The organism is Methylophilus sp. DW102, from assembly GCF_037076555.1.
GTDB lineage: Bacteria > Pseudomonadota > Gammaproteobacteria > Burkholderiales > Methylophilaceae > Methylophilus > Methylophilus glucosoxydans.
In genome coordinates this window covers 655122-679653 of record NZ_AP029023.1, presented here as the reverse complement: position 1 = coordinate 679653, position 24532 = coordinate 655122, and the positions used below count along the sequence as shown (strand labels likewise).

General features: G+C 50.9%; 23 protein-coding genes. 11 read left to right on the top strand and 12 right to left on the bottom strand.

Annotated features, from left to right (window positions below):
- Positions 1 to 21 precede the first annotated feature (21 nt).
- Positions 22 to 1413 (bottom strand): siroheme synthase CysG, encoded by a 1392-nt coding sequence (gene cysG / locus AACH41_RS03200; protein ID WP_338656704.1) that lies wholly within the window; start codon positions 1411 to 1413, stop codon positions 22 to 24.
- Positions 1414 to 1524: 111 nt separating this feature from the next.
- On the opposite strand from cysG, the gene miaB reads away from it, so the two are divergent.
- Positions 1525 to 2862: a tRNA (N6-isopentenyl adenosine(37)-C2)-methylthiotransferase MiaB gene (miaB, locus tag AACH41_RS03195; RefSeq protein ID WP_338656703.1), complete on the top strand. Its 1338-nt coding sequence runs from the start codon at positions 1525 to 1527 to the stop codon at positions 2860 to 2862.
- A 2-nt stretch (positions 2863 to 2864) separates the two neighbouring features.
- Positions 2865 to 3815, top strand: coding sequence for a PhoH family protein (locus tag AACH41_RS03190; protein WP_338656702.1), 951 nt, complete (start codon positions 2865 to 2867; stop codon positions 3813 to 3815).
- A 64-nt stretch (positions 3816 to 3879) separates the two neighbouring features.
- Here AACH41_RS03190 and AACH41_RS03185 read toward each other — a convergent pair whose 3' ends face one another.
- From AACH41_RS03185 to AACH41_RS03165, 5 genes are all read right to left on the bottom strand, one after another.
- Positions 3880 to 6573: an ATP-dependent RecD-like DNA helicase gene (locus AACH41_RS03185; protein ID WP_338656701.1), complete on the bottom strand. Its 2694-nt coding sequence runs from the start codon at positions 6571 to 6573 to the stop codon at positions 3880 to 3882.
- A 192-nt stretch (positions 6574 to 6765) separates the two neighbouring features.
- Positions 6766 to 7479: an RES family NAD+ phosphorylase gene (locus AACH41_RS03180; RefSeq protein WP_338656700.1), complete on the bottom strand. Its 714-nt coding sequence runs from the start codon at positions 7477 to 7479 to the stop codon at positions 6766 to 6768.
- Positions 7439 to 7819, bottom strand: a complete 381-nt coding sequence (locus AACH41_RS03175; RefSeq protein WP_275356742.1) for an antitoxin Xre-like helix-turn-helix domain-containing protein — start codon at positions 7817 to 7819, stop codon at positions 7439 to 7441. Before AACH41_RS03175 ends, AACH41_RS03180 begins: the two co-directional genes overlap by 41 nt.
- 52 nt (positions 7820 to 7871) lie before the next feature.
- Positions 7872 to 8480, bottom strand: coding sequence for a glutathione S-transferase (locus AACH41_RS03170; RefSeq protein WP_338656697.1), 609 nt, complete (start codon positions 8478 to 8480; stop codon positions 7872 to 7874).
- Between the two features lie 281 nt (positions 8481 to 8761).
- Positions 8762 to 9787 carry a quinone-dependent dihydroorotate dehydrogenase gene (locus AACH41_RS03165; RefSeq protein ID WP_338656696.1) on the bottom strand — a complete coding sequence of 342 codons (1026 nt, stop codon included), beginning with the start codon at positions 9785 to 9787 and terminating at the stop codon, positions 8762 to 8764.
- Between the two features lie 192 nt (positions 9788 to 9979).
- Here AACH41_RS03165 and AACH41_RS03160 point away from each other — a divergent pair, with 192 nt between their 5' ends.
- Complete coding sequence (locus AACH41_RS03160; protein WP_194749452.1) at positions 9980 to 10105, top strand: DUF3149 domain-containing protein; 126 nt, start codon at positions 9980 to 9982, stop codon at positions 10103 to 10105.
- A 64-nt stretch (positions 10106 to 10169) separates the two neighbouring features.
- On the opposite strand, the gene AACH41_RS03155 is transcribed toward AACH41_RS03160, so the two are convergent.
- Positions 10170 to 14039, bottom strand: a complete 3870-nt coding sequence (locus tag AACH41_RS03155) for a DUF3683 domain-containing protein (protein ID WP_338656695.1) — start codon at positions 14037 to 14039, stop codon at positions 10170 to 10172.
- A 192-nt stretch (positions 14040 to 14231) separates the two neighbouring features.
- Between AACH41_RS03155 and AACH41_RS03150 the strand changes: the two genes are divergently transcribed.
- From AACH41_RS03150 to AACH41_RS03140, 3 genes are read left to right on the top strand one after another with little or no spacing between them, the layout of a single operon-like run.
- Complete coding sequence (locus AACH41_RS03150; RefSeq protein ID WP_313987144.1) at positions 14232 to 14654, top strand: TlpA disulfide reductase family protein; 423 nt, start codon at positions 14232 to 14234, stop codon at positions 14652 to 14654.
- Positions 14655 to 15065 (top strand): CopD family protein, encoded by a 411-nt coding sequence (locus tag AACH41_RS03145; RefSeq protein ID WP_338656693.1) that lies wholly within the window; start codon positions 14655 to 14657, stop codon positions 15063 to 15065.
- 45 nt (positions 15066 to 15110) lie between these two features.
- Positions 15111 to 15818, top strand: coding sequence for a hypothetical protein (locus tag AACH41_RS03140; protein WP_338656692.1), 708 nt, complete (start codon positions 15111 to 15113; stop codon positions 15816 to 15818).
- 85 nt (positions 15819 to 15903) lie between these two features.
- Here the strand turns inward: AACH41_RS03140 and AACH41_RS03135 are convergent, their stop codons facing one another.
- A complete protein-coding gene (locus tag AACH41_RS03135; protein WP_194749447.1) occupies positions 15904 to 16392 on the bottom strand; it encodes an SRPBCC family protein in 489 nt (162 codons plus the stop codon).
- A 169-nt stretch (positions 16393 to 16561) separates the two neighbouring features.
- On the opposite strand from AACH41_RS03135, the gene AACH41_RS03130 reads away from it, so the two are divergent.
- From AACH41_RS03130 to AACH41_RS03110, 5 genes are all read left to right on the top strand, one after another.
- Positions 16562 to 17128 carry a TetR/AcrR family transcriptional regulator gene (locus tag AACH41_RS03130; RefSeq protein WP_194749446.1) on the top strand — a complete coding sequence of 189 codons (567 nt, stop codon included), beginning with the start codon at positions 16562 to 16564 and terminating at the stop codon, positions 17126 to 17128.
- Positions 17129 to 17213: 85 nt separating this feature from the next.
- Positions 17214 to 18182, top strand: a complete 969-nt coding sequence (locus AACH41_RS03125) for a carbohydrate kinase family protein (protein WP_194749445.1) — start codon at positions 17214 to 17216, stop codon at positions 18180 to 18182.
- 29 nt (positions 18183 to 18211) lie between these two features.
- Positions 18212 to 18670 (top strand): glycine zipper 2TM domain-containing protein, encoded by a 459-nt coding sequence (locus tag AACH41_RS03120; RefSeq protein WP_194749444.1) that lies wholly within the window; start codon positions 18212 to 18214, stop codon positions 18668 to 18670.
- Between the two features lie 204 nt (positions 18671 to 18874).
- Entirely contained in the window at positions 18875 to 19663 is a 789-nt protein-coding gene (locus AACH41_RS03115; RefSeq protein ID WP_338656690.1) for a GNAT family N-acyltransferase, read from the top strand.
- 76 nt (positions 19664 to 19739) lie between these two features.
- The gene (locus tag AACH41_RS03110; RefSeq protein WP_275356734.1) at positions 19740 to 20462 is read left to right on the top strand and encodes a lysophospholipid acyltransferase family protein; all 723 of its coding nucleotides are present in this window, start codon (positions 19740 to 19742) and stop codon (positions 20460 to 20462) included.
- A 21-nt stretch (positions 20463 to 20483) separates the two neighbouring features.
- Here AACH41_RS03110 and AACH41_RS03105 read toward each other — a convergent pair whose 3' ends face one another.
- From AACH41_RS03105 to AACH41_RS03090, 4 genes are all read right to left on the bottom strand, one after another.
- Positions 20484 to 21287 carry a TSUP family transporter gene (locus AACH41_RS03105; protein ID WP_338656688.1) on the bottom strand — a complete coding sequence of 268 codons (804 nt, stop codon included), beginning with the start codon at positions 21285 to 21287 and terminating at the stop codon, positions 20484 to 20486.
- Positions 21256 to 22095: a symmetrical bis(5'-nucleosyl)-tetraphosphatase gene (locus tag AACH41_RS03100; RefSeq protein WP_338656687.1), complete on the bottom strand. Its 840-nt coding sequence runs from the start codon at positions 22093 to 22095 to the stop codon at positions 21256 to 21258. The genes AACH41_RS03105 and AACH41_RS03100 overlap by 32 nt, the downstream gene beginning before the upstream one ends.
- A 224-nt stretch (positions 22096 to 22319) precedes the next feature.
- Entirely contained in the window at positions 22320 to 22823 is a 504-nt protein-coding gene (locus AACH41_RS03095; RefSeq protein ID WP_194749441.1) for a c-type cytochrome, read from the bottom strand.
- Between the two features lie 150 nt (positions 22824 to 22973).
- Complete coding sequence (locus AACH41_RS03090; protein ID WP_338656685.1) at positions 22974 to 24458, bottom strand: choice-of-anchor I family protein; 1485 nt, start codon at positions 24456 to 24458, stop codon at positions 22974 to 22976.
- Positions 24459 to 24532 lie beyond the last annotated feature (74 nt).

Below are 24532 nucleotides of genomic sequence, written 5' to 3'. Positions count from 1 at the left end.
TAAGCTGGTTGAGCGCAGCGATTAATCCGCGGACGGCGTAAACCAGTTCAGTCGCTCGCGCAATTTCACCACTTCGCCAATAATCGTCAAACTGGGCGGCTTCAAGCCCGCGGCCGCCACCTCTGCTGCCAGATGCTGCAAGGTGGATTCCACCACGCGTTGCTTCTGCGTCGTGCCCTGCTGGATCACTGACGCCGGCATGTCCGGCGACACGCCTTGTGCCATCAGCTTGCTGCAAATCTGCTCCAGCCCTACCAGACCCATATAAATCACCACCGTCTGCTTGGGTCTGGCCATGGCCTGCCAGTCCAGATCAATGGTGCCATCTTTGAGGTGGCCGGTAATAAATAAACAGGCCTGGGCGTAATCCCTGTGCGTGAGCGGAATCCCGGCATAGCTAGAGACACCGTTGGCCGCGGTAATGCCGGGCACCACTTGAAATGGCACCCCATGCTGCATCAGGGTTTCGATCTCTTCGCCGCCACGTCCAAAGATAAACGGGTCGCCGCCTTTAAGGCGCAATACGCGCTTGCCTTCCAGCGCCAGCCTGGCCAGCAAGGCATTGATTTCTTCTTGCGGCAAGGTGTGCTGGTCACGTGATTTACCCACGTAAATCAGCTCGGCATCGCGACGCACCAGCTCCATCACCTCTTTGCTCACCAGCTTGTCATAGACACAGACATCGCACTGCTGCATCAGTCGCAATGCCCTGAACGTCAGTAGATCTGGGTCACCCGGCCCACCACCCACCAGATAAACCTCGCCACGCGTAGGCGCATCTTCACGCTGATTGAGCAACTCGGCCAGCAAGGTCCGCGCTGCCTGCTCCTGCCCCGACAACACGCGCTCCACCAGCGGCCCGTTCAACACATCCTCCCAAAAGCGACGACGTGCAGGCAGATTAGAGAACTTGGCTTTCACCTGGTCGCGGAATTCACCTGCGATGGTCGCAATCCGGCCATAAGCCGCAGGCAACATGGTTTCGATTTTGCTGCGGATATGCCTTGCCAACACCGGCGCATTGCCTTCACTAGAAATCGCAATCACCACAGGGCTGCGATCAATCACCGAGCCCATGGTAAACGTGCAAAGCGCAGGTGCATCGACGACGTTCACCGGAATATTCAGCCGCTTTGCCGCCACCGACACCGCTTCATTCACCGCTTCATCATCGGTGGCTGCAATCACCAGGCAAGCACTGGTCAATTGTTCGGCCTGAAACTCGGCAGCCACATAGTCAATCTCGCCCTGCGCATGCATCTCGCGCAACTCGTCGCACAACCCGGGCGAGATCACGGTGACCTGCCCTTGCGCCTTGCGTAGCATGATCACCTTGCGCGTCGCGACATCGCCACCGCCGATGACGATACAAGGGCGTTGTGCAATATTGAAAAAAATCGGTAAAGCTTGCATGCAGAGAAGGCTTCGACAAGAAAAGTGTATTTTACCGCAGTCCGTTGTCTTGGCTGGGGTTTCCCCTGCAAATACGCTAAAATACTGTTTTTGTGAGAAATTTAGCGTTCGATGAAGCACGAAAGCGGAAAAAAGATATTCATTAAATCGTTTGGTTGCCAAATGAACGAATACGATGCATCACGCATGATAGACCTCATGCGCGAGCATGAAGGCATGACGCAAACCGAGAACATGGAAGAAGCAGATGTGATCTTGCTCAACACCTGTTCGGTGCGTGAAAAAGCCGAAGAAAAAGTATTCAGCCACCTAGGCCGCATGATTCCGCTCAAAGAAAAAAATCCCAACCTGGTGATTGGGGTTGGCGGCTGCGTGGCCAGCCAGGAAGGCGAAGCCATCATTCAGCGCGCGCCCTATGTCGATGTCGTGTTTGGTCCGCAAACCCTGCACCGCCTGCCCGAGCTGATCAAAGCCAAACAGGCTGCCGACAAGCCACAGGTAGACATTGCCTTCCCCGAGATTGAAAAGTTTGACCATTTGCCGCCGCCCCGCGTCGAAGGGGCGACTGCCTTTTTGAGCATTATGGAAGGCTGCAGCAAATATTGTAGCTTTTGCGTAGTGCCTTACACCCGTGGCGAAGAATTCTCACGCCCGTTTGAAGACATCATCACCGAGGCGATCCAGTTGGCTGAGCAAGGCGTCAAAGAGATCACGCTGCTCGGCCAGAACGTCAATGCCTACCGCGTGCCTTATCAAGGCATCGAGGCCGATTTGCCACTGTTGATTGAAACCATCGCAGAAATCCCGCAAATCGAGCGTATCCGTTACACCACCAGCCACCCCAACGAAATGAGTGAGCGCCTGATTGCGTGCCATGCGACGGTGCCCAAGCTGGCCAACCAATTGCACCTGCCAGTGCAGGCAGGCAGTGACCGCATTTTGATGGCGATGAAGCGCAACTACACCGCGCTGCAATACAAAGGCCTGATCCGCAAACTGAAAGCCGCCAATCCGGCCCTGACCATCACCAGCGACATCATTGTTGGCTTCCCCGGTGAAACCGAAAAAGATTTTCAGGCCACACTCAAACTCATGCGTGATGTGGGCTTTGATTACAGCTTCAGCTTTTTATACAGCCCGCGTCCCGGCACACCGGCCAGCTACCTGCCCGACGAAACCCCACAAGCCGACAAAGCGGCTTGGCTCAAGCAACTGCAAACCGAGAACGAAACCAATGGCGACGCCATCAGCCGCGCCATGCTGGGCACCGTGCAACGCGTGCTCATCGACGGCCCGTCGTGGAAAGACCCCAGTTTGTTGGCAGGTAAAACCGATAACGGACGCGTGGTGGATATCGCTGCCGATGCCCGCTATATCCACCAGATGGTGCAAGTCAAAATTACCGACGTCTACAACCCCAAACGCCTGGTTGGCGAAATTGTGAATTAAGCATGGAAATTACCCTCAGCCCCGAAGACAACCTGATGCTGGCCAACCTGTGCGGCCCGCTCGATGAAAATATCCGCCAACTGGCGAATGGCCTCGATATCGACATCAACCGCCGCGGCAGCACGTTTTACTTGAGCGGCAACCAAACCAATATGCGGCTGGGCGCGCAAATGCTAGAAAACTTCTACGCACGCTCAAAAAAGCCGATTGAACTCGAAGATATTCAGCTCGGCCTGGTAGAAATCGACAAACTCAAACCCGAAGAAGTCAGCAGCAGCGCCATGCCTGTACTGATGACGCGTCGCGGCGACCTGCATGGTCGCACCCCGCGCCAGGTCAGCTACTTGCAACAGATACAAGACCATGACATCACCTTTGGCATCGGCCCAGCGGGTACAGGTAAAACCTACCTGGCTGTCGCCAGTGCAGTGGATGCCATGACACGCGACCGAGTGAAAAGAATCGTGTTAGTGCGCCCGGCTGTAGAAGCAGGCGAACGCCTGGGCTTCTTGCCAGGCGATTTAAATCAAAAGGTTGACCCTTATCTACGCCCTTTATATGACGCCTTGTATGACTTGGCCGGTTACGACACGGTGAACAAAATGTTCGAACGCGGCGCGATTGAAGTCGCCCCGCTCGCCTATATGCGCGGCCGCACGCTCAACCAGAGTTTTATTATTCTGGATGAAGCGCAAAACACCACGCCCGAGCAGATGAAGATGTTCTTAACCCGCATCGGCTTTGGCACCAAAGCCGTGATTACCGGCGACGTCACGCAGATTGACTTGCAACGTCATCAGAAAAGTGGTTTGGTAGAAGCGCAAAAAATCCTCAAGGAAGTCAAAGGCATCGCCTTTACACATTTTATGTCGCAAGATGTGGTGCGGCATCCACTGGTGCAGAAGATTATTAATGCGTATGAGAAGTTTGAGCAGAGTATTCAGAAAGAATAAGATACTCGAACAATGCTTGGCTTGGCTTGGCTTGGCTTGGCTTGGCTGATCCAACCGTTTCATATCAAACTGGAAGTTTTAAGTTTCTTCTCATTGAAATTATATGAACATCTTTGGAATTACTATCCCTACTTAATTCACGAATTACTTTTTGCTGCGTTTCAGGCGTCCAAAATAATTTTAGTGTCTTGCGTGCTCGCGTGACAGCCGTGTAAAAAATGTTGTGCGTGATTTGGTCTTCGTTTGAATCAGTAATCACAATTTTTACTGAATCATATTCAAGGCCCTGTGCCTTATGAATTGAAACCGCATAAGCGACTTGAAAAGGCACAGTTGAATTTAGCTCATCGTCATCATCATCGCTACTTTCCAATTCAAACACTGAGAATCGAACGGTAGACTCGCCCATCCATTCCAGTTCTGTACCATCAACATCAAACTCACTGACTGGTCTATCTAATTTTATGTCGAACTGAATCTTATTATCGAATGTTTTTATATTTTCAATCCAACCTTTTAAATTGTTATAAATGACATCACCAAAACGCCCTGTTTCATTAAAAAGAACGGGGTCATCTATCTTATAAACAGTATCCCTCCATATTACTTCAGGACGTGGATTACTTCCCTGAAGAAATCTATTTATATTGTTGATTCCATACAAACCATCATAATTCAGACAAAGAATAATCTCATCCTTACCTTGAGATTCAAATAATGACTTATCAAGCACAGTCGAATATTCGTTTTGGGCGATAAATTCAGCAATATCATCCTCAATACTTCTCACTTTATTCCAAAAAGTAAGTAGCTTTTCGTCTTTTGCTCTATATGGTGTCTTCAGCTCGAAAGTTGCCGTGGAAGGAATAAATGAGCGTACAAGACTAAACCAGTTACCAAACTGAATAGACTCAATTTGATAAATATCTCCGACAAGTACAAGCAATTTGAAAGTGGTTTTTTCTAGCACTGCAAGCAAATCTGCATTGCTAACGGTGCTACACTCATCAATCACTACTATGTCAAAATTCAAATCCCTTCTTCTATATATCTGACTATTTATTGTTCTGAATGTTGAATTCTGAGCAACTACTTTCCTTTGTAAGTTATCCTTCGCAGGGTTTGTATGGGCTAAAAATAATTTGGATTTATCGTTAAAGTAATTTGCAATGTAATTAACCATGGTGGACTTCCCAGTCCCAGCGGCACCATAAATTAAAGCAACCTTTGATTGACTGAAAAGCTTCCTAAGTGCCTCACTCTTCACTGGGTCGTCAATACCTCTGTTTGATTCATTAAGCCAATAGTCTACCGCCTGCGAGTATCCATCAATTCCATCTTTCGCAAACTGCTGTAACTTTTCAATAATTGCAACAGTACCATCCTCGTAGCCACGAATAAATACATGCCCTTTATCCTGTAAAAGCTGCCTATCAGCATGCTTGTAGTATAGATTGCGGTTATATGTCGCTATTAAATCATCAATACTCTGAAATGATTTAAGGTCATCAATTGGCGTATAAAGCATTCCTTTTGATTCGATATTATTTCTTACGCGTCTTGCAAGTAGCTCATGCTCGCGCGTGCTGTGATCAAGACTTTCTATAAGATCCCAATACCTTGGGTTGTGCCCAATAGGAGAACTACAAAAAGGCATTGAGTCAAAGGGAATACAGCCATATTGCAATTTTAAATTTGAAAGTCGATTACATGGCTCCGAGTTATATTGCGACTTAATAACTTGGTTATTCATTCTCAACATCAAATAACGAATAATATCTTGCCCAGGTAATTTAGACTGCATTAATTGGCGAGCCCTATCCAAAACTGGAAAAATTTGAGGCTTACTAATTCCATATAAACCTTGGTCTTTCATAGACTGATACAAACTATCAGACATCTCTAGAAGACTCAGCAAACTCTCATTGTTATTTGTCAAATATCCCATTAAGACGCGATATTCTCTTGAAGAACTTTCTACCTTTGTTAATAGGCCAAAAAGACGTGCAAAGTTATTGAATTCACATGGCCGGATTGAAACTTCCCATTTTCGAATAATGGTAATCGGCATCGCCTGCTCTAGCACTTGAATAGAGTCCGAATTTAGAGTCAACATTGCCGCATATTTATCTGTAAGATCAATATCCGTAAAAGCGATGATACGGTCAAATTTGCTCACATTATTTGCAGCACGATAAAAAGTTACTTCGTAATAAATACTGCCTTTAACAAAAAATGGGCGCACCTTGTGTATGTAGTAACGAGAGCTGTTACTTTTCTCTGGTTTTCTTAAACGCACCGCCTCAATGCGAGCAGCAATTTTTTCGTGATACTCTTTGAGGGATGGATCAAGATCAAGAGGAAAGTCTTCAAGATTGGTGAGTATTTCAACACCATGATTTTGCTTTAATAAGCTACGTGTTCTAAAAAGATACTCATAGTATTTGAGCATCAATCGCTCGGACGCATCTCCATCAAGAGTGAAGTGCGAAGCACTTTTTTGAATTAGTTTATGAAATTTGGCTAGAAAGTTGACTTTTGCTCTGCTCTTAACGAAGGCAATTGCAGGTTCAACCTTATCATATCGGAACTCTACAACCATTGAATTTTCATGGAGAAATACTACGATCCCTTCGATTAGATTTCGAAGCTGGGATAAAACGTTTTGTGATAATAAGTCTCGTTGGTTAGCAAGGCGCGCTATGTTTTCACAAATAACCTGATCAGCACTTAAAATTTGTTTTTTTGTTGTGCCCACTTTGAGCTCCCTCAATTAGCGCTTTAAATGACAAGACAACTAAATCCTTAAGCGTTTTAAATTCACATAATTATTAAAATTACTCAATTCCGATAATTGCAACTTACTACAAGTGGTTCTGCCAGAGAACAGAAGATTAAAACTCTGTTACCGATTATGAGCCAATTTTAACAATTAAGTAATATCCAAAGGTTATTCCCAATATACTGAGTCAAAAGCAAATGATTCATAGTCCCTACGCCAAATCACTTCTTGAGTATTCACAACCAGCCACCAAGTCTGCTTTTCTGGTCTAGGCGTATTCTCTTTAAACGCTTGCGGAGTTAATACTGCAATACACCACGCTGGTTGCGGGTCTCTCACAGAGGTGTAAATAATCGCGCCTAACTTCACCTCCCTTGCTGTGACTGCTAATGCTTGGGTAGGCTGGTAGTTAGTTTTGTGTTGCCATGCTGGGTCTTGATTAAACGGTGGATTTCTTAAATCAATCGCTTGTGTGGCTAGTGACACTTGAAAAGCGGTGTGTGGCACGGGCTCTATGCGGCTGAGTGCAGGCGCATCTATGAGAAAGCGCCAGCGCCAATAGCCGAGTTCAGCTGCGGCGGTACGAACTGTTTCTGCGGCATAAAACACGCCGGGGTCATTTGGACCGCGAAAGCGTGAACCTCCAGCGCGGCTGGGGTAACGGAATGGTGTGGAGAGCAAGTAATCAAGATGCTCGGTATCCGCGGCGAAAGGTGGCTTATTGCTATCGAGCAAGGCTTCAAGCAGGGTTTGTTCGGCTTCAGTATCGACCAGCTTCATGGTTGAGGCGACATGTTGCGCCTCGACCATGCGCCAAGCCAATGATGCCCAAGCAAAAGCCTCAGACGATACCGCGTGAGGTGTCCAGGTATTGGACGACACGAACTAAGCCTTCAGTTTGTTTAATCAGGTCGATGGGGCGCGCATTGAGCGCCAGGTTTTGATTGTTTAACCAGACACGGGCGGTTTCATCATTGTTGACAATGGAATCCAACGAGCGGAACGCTCGGACAAATAGCAAAGCAAAATCCCACTCTTTGCGTTTTTGGTCGAGGACATATTCACCACTATACAGGCGGGTGATGGTGGCAGGACTCAGGCCAAGAATGCTTGCCAACAAGGCTTTGGAAATCTGCAAACGCTCAGCCGCGCGACTTACCGCTTTGGTTAACACGGATTGTGCATCGGCTTGGGGGACGTTATTTTGTGTGGTCGCGACCATAGAAATTCCTTTCCATGGAAACTCTAACACAATATTATTTCAACAGGAATATTTACTGTGTGTAAGTTGGAAACTTCTGCATCACTTTTTCAAATAATGGGCTTTGCAACCACCCTTCTAACCAGACACGCAATTTTGGATATGCGCTGCTGGCAAACCAATCCGCATCAACCGCTGCAAACTGGCGGATAAACGGAAATATGGCGACATCGGCCATGCTAGGTTTATCCCCAAGCAAATAGTCATGCTGCTCTAATGCAGCTTCTAACCTCTGCAAAAACTGCTCACCTTGTTCACGATAAACCAGTTGCGCTTGCTCGTGGTAACGGTCAGGGTATTTATAGCGGTCAAGTGCTTGTTTAAACTCACCATCATTGATAGTTATCAGCGCGTTCACTGCATCGTGGTCTGCATTCAACCAACCTTGAGGATCGTTCTGGGCAAGTGCCCACTGCATAATATCCAGACTTTGCTCCAGCACAGTGCCGTCAGGCAATTGCAATACCGGCACGGTGCCTTTGGGGGAAATCTGTAGCAAATGTGCAGGTTTTTCACGCAATGAAATCTCGCGCACTTCTACCTGAATATTCGCCGCCCAGATCGCCATACGGGCGCGCATGGCGTAGGGGCAGCGGCGGTAAGAATAAAGGATGGGCTTCATTCTGATGGGCACTTCTATAAACTAAAATTCCGTCGCGATACTGCGTTGCTCATAAAAAATTTCTCCTGACATATCAACTATATGTGGCGTCACAATTTTTAATCGCGCCTTGTCTGGCTTAGCAATTTGAATTTATAGAAGCGCCTGATAACAAGGGAGCTTTAAATAAGTGATTGAGTGTGATGAAGTGCAAGGCGCACGGAACACAGAAACCGGAGCGTACAGATAGTACGTGAGGATTTCGCGTACCGCGTAACGCCGCAATTCGCCCAATCAATCATTTAGTTAAAGTTTCCCAGCGCTTTGCGGCAGTCTTTAATCAGTTGCGGGCCTTTATAGATGAGTCCGCTGTAGAGTTGAACCAGGCTGGCACCGGCCGCTATTTTCTCTTTGGCATCGTCGCCATTGAGAATACCACCGACGCCGATAATCGGCAGGCTGCCTTGCAAACTGGCCGCCAGTGTTTGAATCACGCGTGTAGAACCCGCTTTTACCGGTGCGCCTGACAACCCACCCGCCTCTTCTGAGTTTGGCAAACCGGCCACTGCATCGCGCGACAAAGTGGTGTTGGTGGCAATCACGCCGTCCATTTGGTGCTGCATGAGCAGTTCAGCGATTTCTTGCACTTGCTCGGTGGTTAAGTCGGGGGCGATTTTGAGCACAACGGGGACATATTTGCCATGCAGTTGCGAGAGGATTTTTTGCTCGGCTTTGAGCGTCGCGAGCAGTTGGCCCAGCGCCTCTTTTTCTTGCAGGGCGCGCAGGTTTTTGGTGTTGGGTGAGGAAATATTTACCGTGATATAGCTGGCATAGTTATACACCTTCCGCATGCAGCTCAGGTAGTCTTCAGCGGCACGGTCGTTCGGCGTATCGAAATTTTTGCCGATATTGATGCCCAGGATGCCTTTGAATTTGGACGCCTTCACATTCTGGATCAGTTGATCGACACCGAGGTTGTTAAAGCCAAAGCGGTTAATAATGGCCTCGGCTTGTGGCAAACGGAACAAGCGTGGTTTGGGGTTGCCAGGCTGCGGGCGTGGCGTGACGGTGCCCACCTCAATAAAGCCAAAGCCTAGCGCGGCCATGCCGTCAATCACAGCGGCATTTTTATCCAGCCCGGCCGCCAGGCCGACCGGGTTGGGAAACGTGAGGCCCATGACCTGCGTCGGTTGTGCAGGTAAACGGCAGGCGGCGAGCGTGAGCAGGCCGAGCTTTTCTGCACGTTTGAGCGATTGCAAAGTAATATCGTGTGCTTGCTCTGCATCCAGTTGAAACAGCAGAGGTTTAAGCAGCGAGTAAACATTCATCCGTTTGATTCCTGAACTTTTAATTTTCCAACTCTATCGTTGCATTTTGCCAGCAGTGACTGCCAGACAATACAGTCACCAGGTGTCGCTGACATGACTTTTGCGTTACATCAAAAACCATGATGTCATAAGGGTTCAAAATCCTCTACAGATTCATTGCGTGCAACATGATTCGCTTACTGGAGGAAACCCATGAAAATTTTGATTGATTTGTTATCGACTGACTACGGTTTAATGAGTTTTATCGTGATTGCTGTGATTTTAGTGGTCATGATTTGGGCAGGGATTTATGTCTATGTCAAAGCGCGACAATCATAAACCCTTTGCACTGACACGATACGCCGCCACTTAAACAAACCCCGCTTACGCGGGGTTTGTGGGTTTACAGCAATACTTTCTCAATGCCACCGTTATTGGCCTTCTGGATGTAATTTTCCATCCAGTTTTCACCCAGCACGTGCTTGGCCATTTCCACCACAATGTAGTCAGCTTCAATGCCAGTGTCATCACCATAGCGTGACAGACCTTGCAGGCAGCTTGGGCAAGACGTCAGGATTTTGACTGGCTGCTCGGGGGCGCCCACGGTCAAGCCCATTTTCTCCATGCCTTTTTCCAGCTCTTCCTGTTTGCGGAATTTAACCTGGGTGGCAATATCAGGACGCGCCGCAGCAAAAGTGCCTGACTCACCGCAGCAGCGGTCGTTCAACGCCACCTCGGTGCCCATCAGCTTGTTGGTGACTTCCAATGGCTTGTAAGTCTTCATCGGCGAGTGGCATGGGTCATGATACATATAACGCGTACCGGTCACGCTTTGCAGGCGCATGTCTTTTTCCATCAGGTACTCGTGGATGTCGAGCAGACGGCAGCCCGGGAAAATCTTCTCGAACTCGTATTTCTGCAACTGATCCATACAGGTGCCGCAAGACACAATCACAGTCTTGATATCCAGGTAGTTCAGGGTGTTGGCGACGCGGTGGAACAGCACGCGGTTGTCCGCCGTGATTTCCTGCCCCTTGTCGTGGTTGCCTGAGGCTGTTTGCGGGTAACCGCAGCACAGGTAGCCTGGCGGCAAGACCGTAATCGCGCCCACCTCGTACAACATGGCTTGAGTCGCCAGGCCGACGTTAGAGAACAGGCGCTCGGAGCCGCAGCCTGGGAAGTAGAATACGGCTTCCGAATCCTCATTCACCTTTTGCGGGTTGCGGATGACCGGAATCATGGTGTCATCTTCCACGCCCAGCATGGCACGTGAGGTCTTGGACTGCATTTTCTTCGGCATCGGCCGGTTGATGAAGTGAATCACCTGCGCCTTGATCTCTGGCTTGCCCACCGTCGCCGGTGGTGCTTTTTTGTCCTTGAGCAGGCCAAACTTCTTGGCCAGGCTGTTAGCAATATTAATCGCCTTGTAGCCCATGCCTATCATGGTTGCACGCAAGAACTTGATGGTGGCCGGATCTTTGGCATTCAAATACAGCATACCCGCAGCCGTGCCAGGGTTGAATTTCTTCTTGCCTTGTTCGCGCAGGAAGTTACGCATCTTGACGGACACATCACCAAAGTCAATATTGACCGGGCAAGGTTTTTCACAACGGTGGCAGACCGTACAATGGTCAGCCACATCGTTGAACTCGTCAAAGTGCTTGAGCGAAATGCCACGACGGGTTTGCTCTTCGTACAAGAAGGCCTCGATCAGCAAGGAAGTGCCAAGAATCTTGTTACGTGGGGAATACAGCAAATTGGCGCGTGGCACGTGGGTAGAACACACCGGCTTACACTTGCCGCAACGCAAGCAGTCAGAAATATCATCGGCAATCTCGCCTATGGCAGACTGCTCCATGATGATGGACTCTTGCTCGAGCAAACCAAAGCTGGGGGTATAGGCGTTTTCCAGCCCGGAGCCCATCATGAGTTTGCCTTTGTTGAAACGGCCTTCGGGATCTACCTTGGCTTTGTAAGCAGCAAAGGTATCAATGGTGGCCTGATCCAGGAACTCCATCTTGGTGATACCGATCCCATGCTCGCCAGAAATCACGCCATTGAGGCTACGTGCCAGGGCCATCACGCGCGCAACAGCGGCGTGGGCGTCTTGCATCATGCCGTAGTCGTCAGAGTTAACCGGGATATTGGTATGCACGTTACCGTCACCAGCGTGCATGTGCAGCGCGATAAACACGCGGCTTTTCAACACGGTTTTCTGAATCTCATCCAGCTTGTCCAGAATCTTCTGGTATTCACGGCCAGCAAAAATATCCGCCATTGGCCGCTTGAGCTCACGCTTCCAGGAAACGCGCAAATCGTAAGACTGCACGGCGCGGAACACGTTTTCATATTGGGCATAGGCCTTGCCCATCTCGCCCAGCACAGACACGGGCTCGTCCAGGGTATTCAAAATCAGGCGCCATTTGGCACGCACATCACGCAACAACTGCAAGGCAATGTTTTGTTTGGATTTGACCCCTTCAGGGTCAGAGTTGCCGTCTTCATCCGGTTGCAAAGGCAGGTCGCCAGCGACAAAGGCTTCCAGCGCATCCACCAGACGCAGCTTGTTATTGATAGACAGCTCGATATTGATGCGCTCAATACCGTCGGAGTACTCGCCCAGGCGCGGCAATGGAATCACCACGTCTTCGTTAATCTTGAAGGCGTTGGTATGGCGGGCAATTGCTGCCGTGCGTGAACGGTCCAGCCAGAATTTTTTACGGGCCTCGGCCGAGACGGCAATAAAGCCTTCACCGTTACGTGCATTACACATGCGCACTACGGCAGAAGCCACTTCACCGACGGCGTTTTCATCATCAGACGCGATATCGCACAACAACACCATTTTTGGCCGTTGCTGGCGTGCGGCCTTGGTCGCATAGCCGACGGCTTTCACATAACGCTCATCCATGTGCTCCAGACCGGCCATGATCACCGACGGGTCTTGCTTGGCAGTAGCGTCCAGATAATCCTTGATCTCGACAATCGCGGGCACGGCGTGCGACACATTGCCAAAAAACTCCAGCGCAATGGTGCGTACATGTTTGGGCATGCGGTGCAAAATAAAGGTGGCAGAGGTAATCAGGCCGTCACAGCCCTCTTTTTGCACACCAGGCAAGCCGGACAGGAACTTGTCGGTCACGTCTTTACCCAGGCCGACCTTACGGAAGCTCGGTCCCGGAATTTCAAGAATTTCAGGCTCGGACAGCAGGTTTTTATGGTCGATGTCGTAGCGGCTGATTTTAAAGCGCGCCATGTCAATATCGTGAATTTTGCCCAGGTTGTGATCCAGACGCTCCACTTCCAGCCAGGTCGCATCTGGCGTCACCATGCGCCATGAGGCGAGGTTATCCAGCGCCGTCCCCCACAGCACGGCTTTTTTACCACCAGCGTTCATGGCGACGTTACCGCCAATGCAACAGGCATCGGCAGAGGTCGGGTCGCAGGCGAATTCCAGACCGGCGGCGGTAGCCGCATCCATGGCGCGACGGGTCACCACACCCGCGCCGCACTCAATCGTAGCCACCTGACGGGAGACGCCGGGCAAGGTGCGCATTTGCACACCTGAGTGTTGGTCCAGTTTCTCAGTATTGATGACTGCAGACAATGGCGTCAACGGTACCGCGCCGCCCGTGTAACCCGTTCCGCCCCCACGTGGAATAATGGTCAGACCCAATTCGATACAGGCGCGCACCAGATAAGAGATCTCGGCTTCAGTATCCGGGTTGATCACCACAAATGGATATTCGACGCGCCAGTCGGTCGCGTCTGTCACATGTGAGACACGCGCCAAGCCATCAAACTGCACATTGTCTTTGCGAGTGTATTTGGTCAGTTTGGCCAGGGCTTTTTTGCGTAAGTCGGCCGTTTGCTTGAAATCATCGGCAAACTTCTCTACCGCTTTGGTCGCAGCAGAGACCAGTTTTTGTACTTTTTCATTGCCACCGCTACGTTCTTGAATGGCAGCAATACGATGATATAGCGCCTCGATCAAGGCCTTGCGACGCTTGGGGTTTTCCAGCAGGTCATCTTGCAGATAAGGGTTGCGTGACACCACCCACAAATCGCCCAACACCTCAAACAGCATGCGCGCACTGCGGCCCGTTTTACGCTCGGCGCGCAGCACATTAAGGATTTCCCAGATTTCTTCGCCGAGAAACCGGATGACGATTTCGCGGTCAGAGAAGGAGGTATAGTTGTACGGAATTTCGCGTAATCGTGCGAGAGGGGTAGAATTGCGCTTTAACAAATCTGCGTTGACAGGTGCGTTCATTGATAATTTATCAAAAACAAAAGTCAATTATACCATGTCGTATACAGCACAAACACGTTACACGGCCTATGGTTTTTAGCGTGCATTTTTGAGTCATCCGTTTTTTAAGAGGCTAAGTTGAAATCAATATTCAGAACATGGGGCGTAGCAATAGTTGCATTGGCGCTCATCGCAGGCCTGGTATTTGCTGTCATGCAAAAACCGCAGGCACCAGAAGTCACCTTCACCACGCTGGATGGCCAGAAAATCAGCATGCAAAGCCTGCGCGGCAAAACGGTGCTGGTCAACTTCTGGGCAACAGACTGCTCTGGCTGCATCAAGGAGATGCCTGACCTCATCCACACTTACCAGCAATACAAAGACAAAAACCTGGTGGTGATTGCCGTGGCGATGCCCTACGACCCGCCTGCGCAAGTGCTCAATTACACCCAGGAAAAAGCGCTGCCGTTTGCCGTCATGCATGACGGTTACGGCGAAATGGTCAAGGCGTTTGGTAATGTCAACCTGACCCCGACCACCTTTATCTTTGACGGCAACGGCAACCGCATCCAGAAAACCATAGGCGAACTTAACTTTGCCGAATTACGCAAACTCCTGAATCAGAAAGCCAGCTAAATGTTGTGGGTCAAAGCGCTACATATTATTTTTGTCACCAGTTGGTTCGCCGGCCTGTTTTACCTGCCCCGTATCTACGTCAACCTGGCGATGGAAACAGAAACTCACGCCTATGCGCGCTTGCTGCTCATGGCGCAAAAACTTTACCGTTTCATGCAGCCCCTTATGCTGCTGGCGCTCGTATTTGGCTTATGGTTATGGCTGGGTTACGGCATCACTGGCGGCTGGATGCATGCCAAACTGACCCTGGTCATCCTGCTGATCGGCTACCATCACTATTGCGGCAAACTGCTTAAACAATTTCATGCGCAGCAAAACAAGCGTAGTCATGTCTGGTTTCGCTGGTTTAATGAAGTCCCGGTGCTGATCCTGTTCGCCGTGGTGATTCTGGTGGTCGTCAAGCCATTTTAAGCCGGTATGTTGCACGCATTATTACAATCAGATTGGCTGATAACCATGCTGGACAAGTCCGGCAAGCAGGCCGCGCACAAGCTGCTAGGCTTGTTCATCATTCTGGATGACTTGCTCTCCAGCCCGCTCGCAGAGGCGCAAACCACGCCCGCGACAACATCGACCCAGCCTGGGCGACTGCAGGCATACCTGAGCACACAGGCACAACTGGCAGGCGCGCGCCTGCCTGATATGCTCGCTAACCAGCTCTATTTCATGGCACTCAGCGCCTGTCAGGAAAAGCTGGCACACAGACAATCCAGTGCCCTGCAACATGCAAAACAGGCAGCAAAAGCACTTATCGACGAGCAAACCAAACTGCAAATCGACTGGCTGGCCATCCGCAACTATGGCGTGGTGGCGGTCACCTTGGTCTGTGGCGTCGTGGGCGGTTATTACTGGCATATGCAGCTCGAATCCGCGCCCAGCCTCCAGACCGCAGCGGTGCATCAGCCTCCGCCCCGCCCGTTATCATTCGAGGCCAGTCCCACCGAAACCGCAGCCATTTACAGCCGCCTCGAAACCATGAAACATGGCGATTGCCGACTGATCGAAGCGATTCAACTGCCAGAACGCTTGAAAAGCGTTTACATCGAAAACATCATCAATGGTCACGTCACAACCAACCGCGACGAACAAGTACTGGTCAACCAGCTGCTTGATCAGGTGCAGTGCAATTACACGCCCAAACTGATGGCCAACTCCAGACAGTAGACTGCCTGACAATAAAACAGGCCGTCATTGCACAACAAAAAAGCCGCCACTGCTCGTGACGGCTTTTTTTAAAGCAAACGCTGATTTATTGGAACAGGGTTTTAAGCTGATTCAAACCACCATCGTAAACGCCTTTGATCGCGTCAGAGGCTGCTTTTTCATCTGCAGGCGCTTTTGGCAAGAAATGACTTTCCCACACCACCACAGACTTGCCATCCCCATTGCTATGCACACTCACGGTGGATGCGTAGTCATTCACAGGCAACACGCCATCAGTGATTTTGTAGCCATAGCTTTTCTGTTTTGGATTGTAAGCAGTCAGTGTTTCATTCACTTTGCCGCCATCCTTGAGCGTCAGCACGCGTTTAGCGCCCACGCTGTTATTTTTACCCGAAACGATCTCGGTTTTGGCAACGGCTGGATGCCAGGCACCCAAATCGCCAAAGTCAGAGACTTTTTTCCAGACCACGTCTACCGGCTGATTCAGCTCCACAGATTTAACGACATACAGTGGCTCGGCCGCAAATGCCGTGCTTGAGAGGGCGAACAGGCTAGCTAATAATAATTGACGCATGATTTTCTCCTTGTTGTAGATGAAGTACATTGTAAATAAATTGACCATAAATGTATACTATACGGTATAGTATATTTAACACGGCAAGCAAAGTCAAACAATAGGATTTGTTCCCTGGCTGAAAGTTCTGGGGGTATACAAACTTGTATAGGGTGTTATAATTTTAGGCATGAATGCGCTCAAGCAAAAAATTTTGCAGGTATCGACGGATCTGTTCCAGACGCGTGGCATTAATTCCACGGGGGTAGACACGATTGTGGCTGTCGCAGGCACCACCAAAATGACGCTTTATAAGTATTTTGAAAACAAGGAAGAACTGATTCTGGCCGTGTTGCAACAGAGCCATCAGGACTTTCAGGACTGGATGAATGAAAAACTGGGCGGTCTTGGTGGCAGCCCAAATGAAAAAATCCAAAAACTGTTTGAATTTATTGAAGAGTGGGTGACTTCCCCCTCGTTCACCGGGATCGCTTTTATCAAGGCTTCCGCCGAATTCCCCAATGAAGAAAACCGGATTCATCAGCTGTCTTCGCAACAGTCCCGTGAATTCAGGCAATTTATTACCAAGCTGGCACAAGAAGCCAATATCAAAGATGCCGAAGGCCTGGCGCTGCAACTCTCCATTCTATTTGAAGGTGCCGTACAGGCCGAGCAAATCAAACGCGGCTCAGGCGCGATCAAGTCTGCCAAAAAGGCCGCCAAAACGCTGATTGATCTGGCCATCAAGCAGTCCTGACCACTCTTAGCCGCTCGTAACACTTGCCACACTGCTGGCGCACAGCAATAATAGCCCTACTTTTATCCAACCCCGTATTCACTTCATGAAAATTCTTATTTGCGGCTCACTCGCCTACGACACCATCATGGTGTTCCCTGACCAGTTTAAAAATCATATTCTGGCAGACAAAATTCATAAACTGAGCGTGGCATTTCTGGTCCCTGAAATGCGCCGCGAATTTGGCGGCACCGCGGGCAATATTGCCTACAACCTGCAATTGCTCGAAGGCCAGCCGCAGATCATGGCGACAACCGGGGATGACTTTGCCCCCTATGAGGCATGGCTGAACCAGCATCATATTGATACGCAGCACATCAAGGCGATTGCCGGCACCTACACTGCTCAAGCATTTATCACCACCGACATGGATGATAACCAGATTACCGCGTTTCACCCCGGGGCCATGCAATATGCGCATACCAACAGCGTGAACGACGCCAAAGATATCGCCTTGGCCATCATTGCCCCGGATGGTCGCGATGCCATGTTCCAGCACGCAAAAGAGTGCCATGAGGCCGGGATCCCCTTCATGTTTGATCCGGGCCAGGGCTTGCCGATGTTTAATGGCGAAGAGCTCATGCACTTTATTGAAATGGCTGACTATCTGGCAGTGAACGATTACGAGTCACAAGTCATCCAAGACAAAACAGGGCTCAGTCTGGAACAACTGGCGGCCAAGGTCAAAGCCTTGATTGTGACCCTGGGTAGCGAGGGCTCGCATATTTATGCTGACGGTCAACGCCATGACATTCCGTGCGTTAGAGCAGATAAGGTCGTAGACCCAACAGGATGTGGCGATGCTTACCGTGCTGGCCTGTTGTATGGCATTGTGCGTGGCTGGGACTGGAAAGCCTGTGGCCGGCTGGCGTCTACCATGGGCGCGATCAAGATTGCGAGCCGTGGCGGGCAGAATCATCAGCCGAGCCGTGCCGAGATTGAAAACATTTACAGTCACGCCCTGGTACAGGATGCCCTGAAAGAGGATCCTAGTCTGGGCCAGGCTACCCATTAAAAGAAGCTTGTTCAATATTGGAGAAAAAAATGAAAACACGTGTATTGCAATGGCTTGCTGTCGTATTGGTCACCGGCATTCTGGCCGCGTGCGCGAGCTCTAACTCTGGTAGTGTGTATTCGCGTGATGAAGCACGCAGAGCACAAACGGTGAAAACCGGGGTAGTGGAAAGCGTGCGTGCCGTCAAACTTGAAGGCACCAAGTCCCCCGTCGGCACGATCGCAGGGGGGGCAATTGGTGGGATTGCTGGCAGCTCAGTGGGCGGTGGTCGCGGCAGCGCGATTGCAGCTGTCATTGGTGCCGTCGCCGGTGGCCTGGCTGGTTCAGCCGCCGAAGAAGCCGTCACCCGCAAAAACGCACTGGAAATCACCGTCAAACTGGATGGCGGCGGCCTGGTGGCCATCGTGCAGGAAGCGGACGAACAGTTTAATGCGGGCGACCGTGTACGCATCGTTGAAAACGGCGGCACCTCACGCGTTTCCCACTAACAGAAGCTGGCGTTAAGCGCCGCATAGCAACCATCACCTTCTGGGGTGTGGTGATTAAAAAGAGCAGCCTTGGCTGCTCTTTTTATTAGTGCATGGGGCATGTCCGCCACCATAGTCAACGTCACAGAATTGTCATGTGAACGTCACCAATCATTCATGTGACACTTCTAATATCACCCTAAACCTCAACCAAGGAGTCGCGTGATGTTAGAACGCAATTTGCAGGAACATGGCCTATATCAAGCCGAAGTTCAGCCAACTACCGAGAACAACCGTAAAGTCAACTCAACGCTGAGTGTTGCTCTGGCAACAACCGCAGAAGAAATCATGGAAGCGCAACGCTTGCGCTATCAGGTGTTTGCTGAAGAAATGGGCGCGCAGATCAAGAGCCAGAATGGCCTTGATGTAGACGGCTTCGATGCCTTTTGCGATCACTTGCTGGTCCGCGATGATGCCACGCAGCAAGTGGTGGGCACTTACCGCATCCTGAACCCGATGCAGGCCATGCTGGCAGGCGGTTACTACTCTGCCGGAGAGTTTGATTTGAGCCGTCTGGCTCCCTTGTCTGACCGGATGGTAGAAGTGGGCCGTGCCTGTGTGCATGCCGATTATCGCACCGGTGGCACCATCACCATGTTGTGGGCAGGCCTGGCCAAATACATGATGGCCCGCCAGTATGAATACATGATCGGTTGCGCCAGCATTTCCATGCACGATGGCGGCCACACCGCTGCCTCGCTGTTCAACAGCCTGCGAGAAGACTATCTCTCTCCCGCGGAATATCGTGTGTTTCCGCACCATCCATTGCCGATCGAGGCCCTGGATCAGTCACTCGAAGTGACCTGCCCACCATTGGTGAAAGGCTATTTGCGCCTGGGGGCTTATATTTGTGGCGAACCTGCCTGGGATCCGGCTTTTAATACAGCCGATATGCTGGTATTGTTACCTTTATCCAGAATCAATCCCAGATATGCTGCGCATTTCTTGAAATAACTTGCCAAAAACAAATTTTCTTACCTTCTGCTGGCGCACCGCCCGCATTTTTCTCCACACACTCACCGGACTCACATTGGCAACGCTCGTGTTGCCTGTGTGTGGCCGTCGTGGCCGCGAGCAGTTGATTCGCTGGTGGTGTGCCAAACTATTGCGCTGTTTTAACCTGCAGTTATCGGTGAGCGGCGTACGCCCGGCGCCGCAGTCCAAGCATGTGCTGTTTGTTGCCAACCATATTTCCTGGTCAGATATCCATGCCTTGAACAGCCTGATTCCAGTGCGTTTTGTCGCAAAAGTCGAAATCAAGGATTGGCCAGTGTTTGGCTATCTGGTCAAAAAGTCTGGCACCATTTTTATTAACCGGACACGCCAACGTGATGCGGCACGCGTGCTGAAAGTAGTCACGCAGGCGATGAAACTGGGGGACAATCTGTGCGTGTTTCCCGAAGGCACCACCACCGATGGACAGCAAGTATTACCGTTTAAAAGTAGCCTGATTCAGGCCGCGATTGATGCAGAGGCGACGGTGATCCCGATTGCGATCCACTATCCCATGCCTGACGGCAGCCCTAACCTGGCAGCAGCGTATGCCGGCGAAACCAGCATGATCGAATCCATGCTGTCTTTTCTGAACATGCAGTCACCCAAAGTGCATTTGCATTTTTGTGCGCCGATAGAGGCGCGCCTGCTAGACCGGCAAACGCTGGCCAGCCAGGCAAGAAATGAAATCATGGCGCGCTTACCCTGGGCGACCGTGCCTGAAACCGTCAGCGAACCAGCGGTGCAAAAGCAAGCCTGACCGTGATAGCTCAGCCCATCGTTAGACATATGCCTGCCAGGCCGTTTTAAGCAGCAAAAGCGTCACAACTGCCACAAACACCCGGCGCACCAGCGTGGTTCCATGCTTTAACGCCAATGCACTCCCTAGCAGGCTGCCCGCGATATTGGCGGCCGCCATGGCCAAGCCCAGTTGCCACCAGACTGCACCGCTCCAGCCCAGCACCGCTAACGTTGCCAGATTGGTACTGGCGTTTAACACTTTGGCAGAGGCAGAAGCATGCAAAAAATCCTGGCCGAGAAAACGCACCAGCATAAAAATAAAAAAGCTGCCGGTGCCTGGTCCAAAGAAACCGTCATACCAGCCGATGCTGCTCCCAATGGCCAACGCAATCATCCATCGCTGCCGCACACTGTGGCCCCGGGCACCCTGTTCGACCCCAAACTGCGGAAACTTGAGCGTATAAACCAACACCAGCAACAACACCGCTGGCAATAGCTTGCGCAAAAAATCTGGCGCGACCCAGGTCAAGGTCCATGCCCCCAGGCAGGCGCCTAAAAATGCAGCCAGCATTGCAGGGACTAACCAGGCCCAATCCAGACGCACATGCCGACTATAGCGCCATGCGGCAACACTGGTGCCAAACACACTGGAACACTTATTGGTGCCAAGCAACAGCACCGGCGCGGTATTCGGAAAGCTGGTTAGCAAAGCGGGGACGGTCACCAGCCCACCGCCGCCCACCATGGCATCCACCACGCCCGCCCCAAAAGCGGCCAGGATCACCCACCAGAGTTCCACCCCCAGCCCCGGACTAATCGCCACCCAGGCCGGGCGGCTGATCACGCGGATCCAGCGCCACCTGCGTCGCCTCGCCAGTGTCCAGGGCGTATGCCGTCAGTTCTCGCCCCCATAAACAACCGGTGTCCAGCGCGATCACGCCATGCGCTTGATAAAGGCCCAACGCTGACCAGTGCCCACACAGGATGGGCTGCTTGGCCTGGGCGGACTGGCGACCGGCCGCCTGAAACCAGGGCAGATACCCGGCCGGTAGCTCAGACAGTTCGCCTTTAAACGCGAACTCCATCGCGCCGGCCGCATCCACCACACGCATGCGGGTCAGCGCATTGGTAATCGCCCGCAAGCGGTCCATGCCGGTCAAGTCCGCGTGCCAGGCGGCAGGCTGATTACCATACATCTGTTGCAAAAAGCCCAGATAGTCGGGCGATTGCAACACCGCCTCAACCTCGGCAGCCAGCGCCCTCGCTTGCGGCAACAACCACTGCGGATACAAGCCGGCATGTATCATGGCATAGTCGTCTTCCAGCACCATCAATGGTTGATGCCGCAACCAGTGTAATAACGCTTCGCCATCCTCGGCTGCCAATAAAGGCGCTAAAGTGTCAAAGCGATGCGGTGGCCGCACGGCGTGTGCGACGGCAATGGCATGCAAATCATGGTTACCCAGCACCACCTTGATATGCTCGCGATGCGCATATAACCAGCGCAATACCGGTAGTGATCCCGTGCCGCGGTTGATCAAATCGCCAACCAGCCACAACTGGTCGCGCCCAGGCGCAAAGTTTAGCTTTGCCAGCAACTGCATAAAAGAATGATAGCAACCTTGCAGGTCACCAATTGCGTATCTCGCCATGGCTATGCACCTATCTGAAATCGATTTACGGGCACTGCTACACACTCAACTTCCGTCGCGATACGGCATTGCACACAAAGAAATTTCTCCTGCCATATCAACTATATGCAGCATCAAATTTTTTCATTCGCGCCTTGCCTGGCTGAGCGATTTGAAGGTGTAGAAGCGCCCTGACCAATAAAAAAGCCGCTTGAGATTCAAGCGGCTTATCGCAATAATGCTGTTTATTTTTTCAAGCTGGCAGGATCAAATTTGGCCCCTGCCTGATTCGCCATATAGGCCACCGCATCCGCGACTTCGTGGTCAGTCAATTCTGCATTACCGCCGCGCGCTGGCATGCTACGAATCCCTTCGATGGCATGTTTTACCAAGGTTTCATAGCCTTGTGCAATACGTGGACCCCAGTCACCGGCATTACCGATTTTTGGCGCACCCAAGGCACCCACACCGTGGCAAGCGATACACACGCCTTTAACAATCTCTTCACCACTCTTTTCAACGTGCGCGCCACCTGCTTCAGCCACGGCCACTGTCGCAACCGGGGCAATATTGGCGAGCACTTTTTGCTCTGCTGCTTCAGCCGCTTCTTTGCTTGGGGCCGCTTTTTCGGCACCAAACACGCCAAAAAGATATGCCAGCAGCGAAACCAGCAATGTGAAAGCAATAATGGCGCCTGGAATGGCAATAATTAACTCTTTAATGCTTGAACTCTGATTGTAACCCGACATATCTGCATCCCGTTGCGTTAGAAAAATTTTCCACGTGATTATAGCGCAGAACCGCCAGACAGGAAACGCGCACCGGTATTTACTGCCATGCAAAACAAACAGCCGGGCTGATTCCCAGACCCGGCTGACATTCGCACAGATAAAACCGTACTACTTTTGTCGACGACGCAACATCGCCAATGAGAGCAACCCCATCCCCAGCATCGCTGCGGAGCCGGGTTCAGGGACAGCACTGACCTTGAACAAGGAAGTGGTGTTAGAGCTTTCATTCGAGAACGCCAGGAAAATCTGTCCGGCTTTTTCAAACGCAACCAAGCCTTCTGGCGCTTTGTCGCCGTCTGAGACAATCATATCAATAAAGCTGACTTTGGTAGGATCAGTGATATCAAACAGCGCTACGGCCCCTTTCAGGGTTCGCTCCAAACCGATAGCAGCGATGGTACGGCCACCCAGGGTAAACAAGTCCACACCTTCTGGCTCAACCCCTTTGTCGCGGCTACGGGCGTCATCATAAATCCCACGTGCAAAAGCTTCTTTATCAAGGATATCGCCACTGTCATAAACCAGACTACCATCGGCATTACGGATGCTGAAAGAACGCGCGCCCGCGGCGTACAGATCGCCCGCAGATGAATCGGTGTTTGATACTCGGATATTGGCCAAATCCCCAGTCGCGCCTAATGAACTGGCATTAGAACGATCACCGTCATCCTCACGGAAATCACCTTCGTTCGCAGTCACCAAGTAGTCCTTGCCAGCAACGTTGTAAGTCGCGATCCCGTCAGGCATGTACAACCCTTTTACGTTGGCGCTAATAAAATTAACGCTACCATTGTTAAGCGGGTCTATGCTGTTGCCCGGCAGGCTGAAGTCTTTGGCACCCAAGCCAACCACCTGGGTAAATGAATTGGTGTTCATGTCCAAAATGCCGATGGCATTCGCCTCTTGAAGGGTCACGTAAGCCTTGCTGCCATCTGCACTGACCGCAATATACTCAGGCTCATAATCCATGCCAGTATTATTGCGAATATGGCTACCTGAAGTAGGCACTCCAGACAAGGTCGCAGTGGCAGCCACGCTACGCTTGGTTACATCAATAATAGTCACGCTACCGACTGGATCATTGGCTGCCGGATTGAATACGCGTGGCACCGTGCTGCCTTTACGTGTGCCATACACATCTGGCGTCCCTTCATTGGCAACCAAAATCTTGCTGCCATCCGGCGTAAAAGTCAGCATATCTGGCAATGCACCGACCGTAAATGTGTTAGTTCCAGATGCAAGGCTTCTGGTTGTGGTGTTATATAACTGCACAATCCCCGGTTGAGTACGTGCACTGTTTTCGATGGCAAATGCCGCCATGCCATTGCTGATGCTGACGCTATTGATGTTACCGAAGCTACTGGTGTCAATATGCTGCACCAGGCTGCCTGTAGCCGCATTCAAAACATCTACGCCTTTGACGCCTGCGACCCATAAAGTATTGGTCATGGCATCAAATGCCGGAATTTCAGACAAATAACCACTCCCACTATGGCTAAAGGTCCATTCTTTGCTAATCTGATAACTGGTTGCAGCCTCAGCCACGCCCATGCTGCTCACTAGCAAGCCAATCATTAAAGTCATTTTTTTCATGTGTATACTCTCCTCAAAAAGTGAGAAAAGCATAGGCATCATGCATGACAAATCCTTGACAGTTAAATGTCAAT

What these genes read in the sequence shown, in the direction of transcription:
- cysG (WP_338656704.1), bottom strand. Translation starts at nt 1,413, where the DNA reads ATGCAAGCTTTACCGATTTTTTTCAATATTGCACAACGCCCTTGTATC.
- miaB (WP_338656703.1), top strand. Translation starts at nt 1,525, where the DNA reads ATGAAGCACGAAAGCGGAAAAAAGATATTCATTAAATCGTTTGGTTGC.
- AACH41_RS03190 (WP_338656702.1), top strand. Translation starts at nt 2,865, where the DNA reads ATGGAAATTACCCTCAGCCCCGAAGACAACCTGATGCTGGCCAACCTG.
- AACH41_RS03175 (WP_275356742.1), bottom strand. Translation starts at nt 7,819, where the DNA reads ATGGTCGCGACCACACAAAATAACGTCCCCCAAGCCGATGCACAATCC.
- AACH41_RS03170 (WP_338656697.1), bottom strand. Translation starts at nt 8,480, where the DNA reads ATGAAGCCCATCCTTTATTCTTACCGCCGCTGCCCCTACGCCATGCGC.
- AACH41_RS03165 (WP_338656696.1), bottom strand. Translation starts at nt 9,787, where the DNA reads ATGAATGTTTACTCGCTGCTTAAACCTCTGCTGTTTCAACTGGATGCA.
- AACH41_RS03160 (WP_194749452.1), top strand. Translation starts at nt 9,980, where the DNA reads ATGAAAATTTTGATTGATTTGTTATCGACTGACTACGGTTTAATGAGT.
- AACH41_RS03155 (WP_338656695.1), bottom strand. Translation starts at nt 14,039, where the DNA reads ATGAACGCACCTGTCAACGCAGATTTGTTAAAGCGCAATTCTACCCCT.
- AACH41_RS03150 (WP_313987144.1), top strand. Translation starts at nt 14,232, where the DNA reads ATGCAAAAACCGCAGGCACCAGAAGTCACCTTCACCACGCTGGATGGC.
- AACH41_RS03145 (WP_338656693.1), top strand. Translation starts at nt 14,655, where the DNA reads ATGTTGTGGGTCAAAGCGCTACATATTATTTTTGTCACCAGTTGGTTC.
- AACH41_RS03140 (WP_338656692.1), top strand. Translation starts at nt 15,111, where the DNA reads ATGCTGGACAAGTCCGGCAAGCAGGCCGCGCACAAGCTGCTAGGCTTG.
- AACH41_RS03135 (WP_194749447.1), bottom strand. Translation starts at nt 16,392, where the DNA reads ATGCGTCAATTATTATTAGCTAGCCTGTTCGCCCTCTCAAGCACGGCA.
- AACH41_RS03130 (WP_194749446.1), top strand. Translation starts at nt 16,562, where the DNA reads ATGAATGCGCTCAAGCAAAAAATTTTGCAGGTATCGACGGATCTGTTC.
- AACH41_RS03125 (WP_194749445.1), top strand. Translation starts at nt 17,214, where the DNA reads ATGAAAATTCTTATTTGCGGCTCACTCGCCTACGACACCATCATGGTG.
- AACH41_RS03120 (WP_194749444.1), top strand. Translation starts at nt 18,212, where the DNA reads ATGAAAACACGTGTATTGCAATGGCTTGCTGTCGTATTGGTCACCGGC.
- AACH41_RS03115 (WP_338656690.1), top strand. Translation starts at nt 18,875, where the DNA reads ATGTTAGAACGCAATTTGCAGGAACATGGCCTATATCAAGCCGAAGTT.
- AACH41_RS03100 (WP_338656687.1), bottom strand. Translation starts at nt 22,095, where the DNA reads ATGGCGAGATACGCAATTGGTGACCTGCAAGGTTGCTATCATTCTTTT.
- AACH41_RS03095 (WP_194749441.1), bottom strand. Translation starts at nt 22,823, where the DNA reads ATGTCGGGTTACAATCAGAGTTCAAGCATTAAAGAGTTAATTATTGCC.
- AACH41_RS03090 (WP_338656685.1), bottom strand. Translation starts at nt 24,458, where the DNA reads ATGAAAAAAATGACTTTAATGATTGGCTTGCTAGTGAGCAGCATGGGC.